Consider the following 6,808-nt stretch of genomic DNA (forward strand, 5'->3'; position numbering starts at 1 on the left):
TCATAGACGATGTTGCCGATCGCGGCGCGATCGCCGCCGCCGGCGAAGCGATGCGACAGGCCCCAGTCGCGCAAAGCGTCGGCCACCGGCCGGTGGCGCCGGCCGATGTCTTCGAGAACCTCTATGGCCGCCGCCAGCCTTCCGCCCAATCGCATCCCGTTTTCCGTAGCTCCTGCAAATCGGTTCCAGCCGCTCTTAAAGCCTTTCAGGCCAGGATTGAAACAATTCTATTCGGCTTGCCGGTGAAACAGGGTTTCAGCGCGACGCAATTTCCCCAAACGGTTTTTCGATCGCAAGCGGCGCTACGGAAAAAACAAGAACAATCAACCAGAATATGAAAGATCTCTAATGTACTTACCTGACATACACAAGCAAGCCTGCCGGCTTAATCTCTCAGCTTCCCAAGTGTTTCCGGCAGGAATACTCTTCCGCCAGTGATTCGCGACGCGGGAAACGTGGTTTCGACGGATCCAATGAGGAGAGGGCAATGAAGACTTATCTGGCAGAAGTTCTCGGCACGTTTTTGTTGGTGTTCATCGGCACGGCTTCCGTGGTCACGGGCGGTTTCGGCGGCGCGCTGCCGCTCGGACAGGAAGGCATCGGCCTGGCGTTCGGCATCGGCCTGATCGCCGCGGCCTATGCGATTGGCCCGATCTCGGGCGCGCATCTCAATCCGGCGGTGACGCTCGGCGTGTTCCTGGCAGGGCGGATGCCGGCCAAGGACGTCGTTCCCTACTGGATCGCGCAGATCATCGGCGCCATCATCGCCTCGCTGGCGCTGGGGATCATCGTTTCCGGCCAGGCCGGCGGCCACACCGGCGGCTTCGGCGCCAATGGCTGGGACGAGGCGAAATGGGGCATGAGCTCGGCCTTGCTGTGGGAGCTGATCGGCACCTTCACCTTCGTCACGGTGATCCTCGGCGTCACCAACGCCAAGCACACCACCGCCTTTGCCGGCTTGGTGATCGGCCTGACGCTGGCCGGGCTGCATTTCGCCATCATCCCGGTTACCGGCACGTCGCTCAACCCGGCGCGCTCGATCGGCCCGGCGCTGTTTTCGGGGGGTGCCGCGCTCAGCCAGCTCTGGCTGTTCATCGTCGCGCCGCTGATCGGCGGAGCGATTGCCGGTATCGTCGCCAAGGCCGGCATCTTCGAAAAAGACTGACAGCTCCGGAGAAACGCAAAAAAAGGCGCGGGCATGACCCGCGCCTTTTTTGATTGAGAGGTACGACCTTACTTCGCGATGTCGAAGCGGTCGGCGTTCATCACCTTCGTCCAGGCCTTGACGAAGTCCTTGACGAATCTCGCCTTGGCGTCACTTGAACCATAGACCTCGGAGAGCGCGCGCAGCTGCGCGTGCGAGCCGAAGATGAGGTCGGCGCGGGTGCCGGTCCACTTCACTTCTCTGGTCTTGCGGTCACGCGCTTCATAGACTTCATCGGAACCCGGCTCGGAGCCGGCCGCCGGATCCCAGACGGTCGCCATCGAGAGCAGGTTGACGAAGAAGTCGTTGGTGAGCTGGCCCGGCCTGTCGGTGAAGACACCATGCTTCGAACCGCCGGCATTGGCGCCGAGCACGCGCAGGCCGCCGACCAGCACGGTCAGTTCCGGCGCCGTCAGCGTCAGCAACTGGGCGCGGTCGACCAGCATCGCCTCGACCGACATCGGCAGCCTGCCGCGGGCATAGTTGCGGAAGCCGTCGACCTTCGGCTCGAGCGGCGCGAAGGAGTGGACGTCTGTCTGCTCCTGCGACGCGTCCATGCGGCCCGGCGTGAACGGCACCTTCACCTCGGTGCCGCCGTCCTTCGCCGCCTTTTCAACCGCGGCGGCGCCGCCAAGCACGATGAGATCGGCAATCGAGACCTTCTTCTCGCCGGTTTGGGCCGCGTTGAACTCCTTCTGGATGGCTTCCAGCTTGCCCAGCACCTTGGCCAACTGCGCCGGCTCGTTGACTTCCCAGTCCTTCTGCGGGCTCAAGCGGATGCGGCCGCCATTGGCGCCGCCGCGCTTGTCCGAGCCGCGGAAGGTCGAGGCCGAGGCCCAGGCGGTCGAGACCAGCTCGGAGACCGACAGGCCGGAAGCCAGGATCTTGGCCTTGAGCGAAGCGATGTCGGCCTCGCTCACCAGCTCGTGGTCGATGGCGGGGATCGGATCCTGCCAGATCAGCTCTTCCTTCGGCACGAGCGGGCCGAGATAACGCACGACCGGACCCATGTCGCGGTGGGTGAGCTTGAACCAGGCGCGGGCGAAGGCGTCGGCGAACTGGTCCGGGTTCTGGTGGAACCGGCGCGAGATATTCTCATAGGCCGGGTCGAAACGCAGCGCGAGGTCGGTGGTGAGCATGGCCGGCGCGTGGCGCTTGGAGGGATTGTGCGCGTCCGGAACCGTGCCGGCGCCGGCGCCGCCCTTCGGCGTCCACTGATGGGCGCCGGCCGGGCTCTTCGTCAGCTCCCATTCATAGTTGAAGAGGTTGTCGAAGAAGTTGTTGCTCCACTTGGTCGGCGTCGTCGTCCAGGTGACCTCGAGACCCGAGGTGATGGCGTCGCCGGCGATGCCGGAGGCATATTTGCTCGACCAGCCGAGGCCCTGTGCCTCGATGCCGGCGCCTTCCGGCTCGGCGCCCACCAGCGAGGCATCGCCCGCGCCATGGGTCTTGCCGAAGGTGTGGCCTCCGGCGATCAGCGCCACGGTTTCTTCGTCGTTCATCGCCATGCGGCCGAAGGTCTCGCGGATGTCGCGAGCCGCCGCGACCGGATCCGGCTTTCCGTTCGGGCCCTCCGGGTTGACGTAGATCAGGCCCATCTGCACGGCGCCGAGATGGCCGCGAAGCTCACGATCGCCCGAATAGCGCTCGTCGCCGAGCCACTTCGCTTCGGAGCCCCAGTCCACATCCTGCTCCGGGTCCCAGACATCGGCGCGGCCGCCGGCGAAGCCGAAGGTCTTGAAGCCCATCGATTCCAGCGCGACGTTGCCGGTGAGGATCAGAAGGTCGGCCCAGGAGATCTTACTGCCGTATTTCTGCTTGACCGGCCACAGCAGCCGGCGCGCCTTGTCGAGGTTGGCGTTGTCCGGCCAGCTGTTCAGCGGCGCGAAACGCTGCTGACCAGCACCGGCGCCGCCGCGGCCGTCACCGATGCGATAGGTGCCGGCGCTGTGCCAGGCCATGCGGATGAAGAGCGGCCCGTAATGGCCGAAGTCGGCCGGCCACCAATCCTGCGAATCCGTCATGACCTTGTGCAGGTCTGCGATCACCGCGTCGAGGTCGAGGCTCGCGAACTCCTTGGCGTAGTCGAAGTCTTCGTCCATCGGATCCGACAGGTTCGACTGCTGATGGAGAACGGAAAGGTCGAGCTGGTTCGGCCACCAGTCGCGGTTGGTCCGTGCGGATCCATGCGCCACCGGGCATTTGCCAGCGCTGTTGTCGTCGGTTTTCGCGTCCATCTTGGTCTCCCGATTCTGCCGAGGTTTTGCCGTGGTTGAATTTTGCCGAGGTTGATTTTCCCGGAATTTCCCGGGGGCAGCCATTGGCCGCGTCACCCTGGAATGATTCCAGACTAGGCCGGCCGGCCGATAAAGACAAATTGCCTTTCCTGTTTCATTTGATAGGATTTTCTTATGATTGGCCTCACCGTCCGGCAGATGCAATATTTCGACGCGCTGGCGCAGACGCTGCATTTCGGCCGCGCCGCGAAGCTTGCCGGCGTCAGCCAGCCGGCGCTTTCCGCGCAGATCGCCGAGATGGAAGAGCGGCTGAACTGCCTGTTGTTCGAGCGCGGCGGCAAGACCGTGCGCATGACCGACGAGGCGCTTGCCCTGCAGCCGCGAATCGAGCGCATTCTGGCCGACATACGTGACGTCGAGACGACTGCCCGGCGCGGCCGCCCGACCATGGAAGGACGCTTCCGTCTGGGCATCATCCCGACCGTCGCGCCTTATCTGTTGCCGCATGTGCTGCCGGAGCTGAAAAGGCACTACCCTTCCCTCCAGCTCGAGCTGCGCGAGGCGGTGACCGCATCGCTGGTCGAGGAAGCGACGTCAGGCCGGCTCGACGCCTTCATCGCGGCCTTGCCGCTCGATCAGCCGGCGATCGTGACCGAAAAGCTTTTTCCCGACCGCTTCTTCCTCGCCGTGCCCGCCGGCGATCCGGCCTTTGCCTCACCGCCGGTGCCGCCCGAAAGCCCGGCGCTGGAGCGGCTGATGCTCTTGGAGGAAGGCCACTGCCTGCGCGAGCAGGCTTTGGCCGTCTGCGGCAATGTGCGGCCGGTGGCGATGGCAAGCTACGGCGCGACCAGTCTCACCACGCTGTTGCAGATGGTGGCGCATGGGCTCGGCGTCACGCTGGTGCCGGAAATGGCGGCAAGTGCCGCCGGCGTCATGCCCGACTTGCGGATCGTGCCGTTCCAGGAGCCGATGCCGCAGCGCATGATCTGCATGGCCTGGCGGAAGAACAAGGTGCGGCAGGACGAGTGCGTGGAACTGGCGCGGATCATACGCGGGCTGGATCGGGCGGTGCTGGCGGCGTGAGCGCCTTTCAAGACGGCGCTAACCCTGCGCCCGATGCTCGGCTCGCGACACCCTTCACGGCACGAAGATCAGAAACACATAGGTGAAAAACACCACGACATGGACCATCCCGGTCAGGAACGTCGTTCTTTCGGTGCTGAAGCTTACGCTGCATATGAAAAGCGCCAGTACCAGAAGCACGGCATCGGAGGCCGGGAGCCCCAGGGTCAGTCCCCTGCCCGTCAGCAGGCTGGCGGCCGCGACCGCCGGTATCGTCAAACCGATCGTGGCGCAGGCCGAGCCCATCGCGACGTTGAGGCTGCGCTGCAGCTCGTTCCTGAACGAGGCGCGGATCGCTGAGATGGCCTCCGGCATCAAAACCAGCGCCGCGATCAATGCCCCCACGATGCTGTCGGCCTGGGTCACCCGGTAGGCGGCGAGCGCATCCTCCACGCTTGCGGCGACCTGCTCGGCGAGCAGGACAATGCCGATGAGCCCGCACATCAGCAGCAGGGCGCTGACGGAAACGCTGTCGTGGGAGGCGGTTCGCGTCGGCGCGTCGTGGGCCTGCCCCTGGACGAAGTCCTCGCGGTGCCGGACAGTCTGGGCGAACACGAAGCTTGCATAGAGCAGCACCGAAAGGACGCTCACGAAACCAAGCTGGGCCGCCGAAAATGTGCCGGGGTCCGTGGTTCGGGTGTAGGTCGGAAGAATAAGCGTCATCACGGTCAGCGCGATCAGAACCGACAGGTAGGCGCTGGTCCCTTGCCGGACGATCGCCTGCTTGCGATAGCGCCAGCCGCCAAGCGTGAGGCAAATGCCGACAACGCCGGTGGAGGTGATCATCACCGTCGAGAAAACGGACTCGCGCGCCAGCGTCGGGTTGTTTTCTCCATGCAGCATCATGGAGACGATGATCGACACTTCGATCGCCGTCACCGCAAAGGTCAGCACCAATGTTCCGTACGGCTCCCCTACGCGCCGGGCGAGCGCCTCGGCATGGTCGAGCACGACGAAAATGGTGACGAACATGATGGCGCTCGACAGCGCTCCGACGAGGATCCTGACGTTTAGCGACCCTTCGTCAACCGAAACGCCGCTGGCCCTGACCGCGAGAGCCATCGCCAGCGCGGCCAGCGGCATCGTGTAGGACGTTACCGACCGGGCGTAACTCGTCATCCACCCCCCCTTGGTCTACGCCATGCGTTTTTGCGACCTTAGCGGAAAAGCGCGTGGGGAGCACGTCCCGGGCACTTTGCAGCATTCAAAATAGGATTGGGGACCAGGCACCATTTTGGGCGTCGCGTGTCTCGATGGCCCTGCGGACCGCCCCACAGAATTTTTCCAGAAGGTCCGGCTCGTTGCCCAGCCGGCGGCGCAGCGAGAAGGGGACTTCCAGCTGTGCGCCTTTTCCCGTCAATCCGCGATTGACGATGTTCGAATCCTGGATGCCCGGAAACGGGTGGTTGTCCGTTTGCGTCTGGAAGCCGGCCTCCTGCAGGCGCCAGGCTATCTCCGAAACCAATGCGGCGTCCTTGCCGCCCAGATAGACCGTCGCGAGATCGTCCCGGTCCTGGCGGCCGTGGATGGCGACGACGGTAGACTTGGTCCGCAACAGCTCCAGCGCGGTTGCCTCGTCGAAGTTCCTGGACGTTATGTGCAGTTCCCGGTTGCTTTCCGGCATCAGCCCTTCAAAGCAATACATGTCGAGATCGCCGCCAGCTATCATCTCGGTGATCAGGGAGGTGCGGGGTTCGATCTTGCCGCCATGCGGGGCCATGACGAGCGCACCGCCGGTTCGCGCGCCACGCCGGACGACGATGCGATAATCCACGTTTTCGATTTTGGCGGCCCTCAGCGCCGCGAAATTGGGAAACTCGTTGTCCATGAATGCCGTTTCACGCCGTCTTCTGCGCCACCAGCCCGAGTTCCTCCACCATCGCCTCGCGCATCAGGAATTTCTGCGGCTTGCCGGTCACCGTCATCGGCAATTCGGTGCGGAAACGGATGTGGCGCGGCACCTTGTAATGCGCGATCTGGCCGGCGCAGAAGGCCTTGATTTCCTCGGCAGTGGCGATCTGGCCGGGCTTCAGCACGATCCAGGCGCAGAGTTCCTCGCCATATTTGTCGTCCGGAATGCCGAAGACCTGCACTTCCTTGACCTTTGGATGGCGGTAGAGGAACTCCTCGACCTCGCGCGGATAGACGTTCTCGCCGCCGCGGATGACCATGTCCTTTACCCGGCCGACGATGTTGCAATAGCCCTCGGCATCTATCGTGGCGAGGTCGCCGGTGTGCATCCAAC

General features: G+C 64.1%; 5 protein-coding genes and 2 pseudogenes. 2 read left to right on the forward strand and 5 right to left on the reverse strand.

Features of this window, described 5'->3' with window-relative positions; translation table 11 throughout:
• Positions 1–155, reverse strand: a pseudogene (locus EOA28_RS40315) (MFS transporter); the annotation flags it as partial.
• Between the two features lie 332 nt (positions 156–487).
• On the opposite strand from EOA28_RS40315, the gene EOA28_RS19645 reads away from it, so the two are divergent.
• Positions 488–1,165 (forward strand): MIP family channel protein, encoded by a 678-nt coding sequence (locus EOA28_RS19645; RefSeq protein WP_127250063.1) that lies wholly within the window; start codon positions 488–490, stop codon positions 1,163–1,165.
• Positions 1,166–1,233: 68 nt separating this feature from the next.
• Here the strand turns inward: EOA28_RS19645 and katG are convergent, their stop codons facing one another.
• Positions 1,234–3,441, reverse strand: coding sequence for a catalase/peroxidase HPI (gene katG / locus EOA28_RS19650; protein ID WP_127250064.1), 2,208 nt, complete (start codon positions 3,439–3,441; stop codon positions 1,234–1,236).
• Between the two features lie 174 nt (positions 3,442–3,615).
• Here katG and EOA28_RS19655 point away from each other — a divergent pair, with 174 nt between their 5' ends.
• On the forward strand, positions 3,616–4,524 hold the full coding sequence (locus EOA28_RS19655; protein WP_127250065.1) for a hydrogen peroxide-inducible genes activator: 909 nt from the start codon (positions 3,616–3,618) through the stop codon (positions 4,522–4,524).
• 54 nt (positions 4,525–4,578) lie between these two features.
• Here EOA28_RS19655 and EOA28_RS19660 read toward each other — a convergent pair whose 3' ends face one another.
• From EOA28_RS19660 to EOA28_RS19670, 3 genes and pseudogenes are all read right to left on the reverse strand, one after another.
• On the reverse strand, positions 4,579–5,682 hold the full coding sequence (locus tag EOA28_RS19660) for a calcium:proton antiporter (protein ID WP_127250066.1): 1,104 nt from the start codon (positions 5,680–5,682) through the stop codon (positions 4,579–4,581).
• An 85-nt stretch (positions 5,683–5,767) separates the two neighbouring features.
• Complete coding sequence (locus EOA28_RS19665; protein ID WP_127250067.1) at positions 5,768–6,391, reverse strand: poly-gamma-glutamate hydrolase family protein; 624 nt, start codon at positions 6,389–6,391, stop codon at positions 5,768–5,770.
• A 10-nt stretch (positions 6,392–6,401) separates the two neighbouring features.
• Positions 6,402–6,808: pseudogene (locus tag EOA28_RS19670) on the reverse strand (AMP-binding protein); the annotation flags it as partial.

Source organism: Mesorhizobium sp. M2A.F.Ca.ET.067.02.1.1 (assembly GCF_004023285.1).
Taxonomy (GTDB): Bacteria; Pseudomonadota; Alphaproteobacteria; order Rhizobiales; family Rhizobiaceae; genus Mesorhizobium.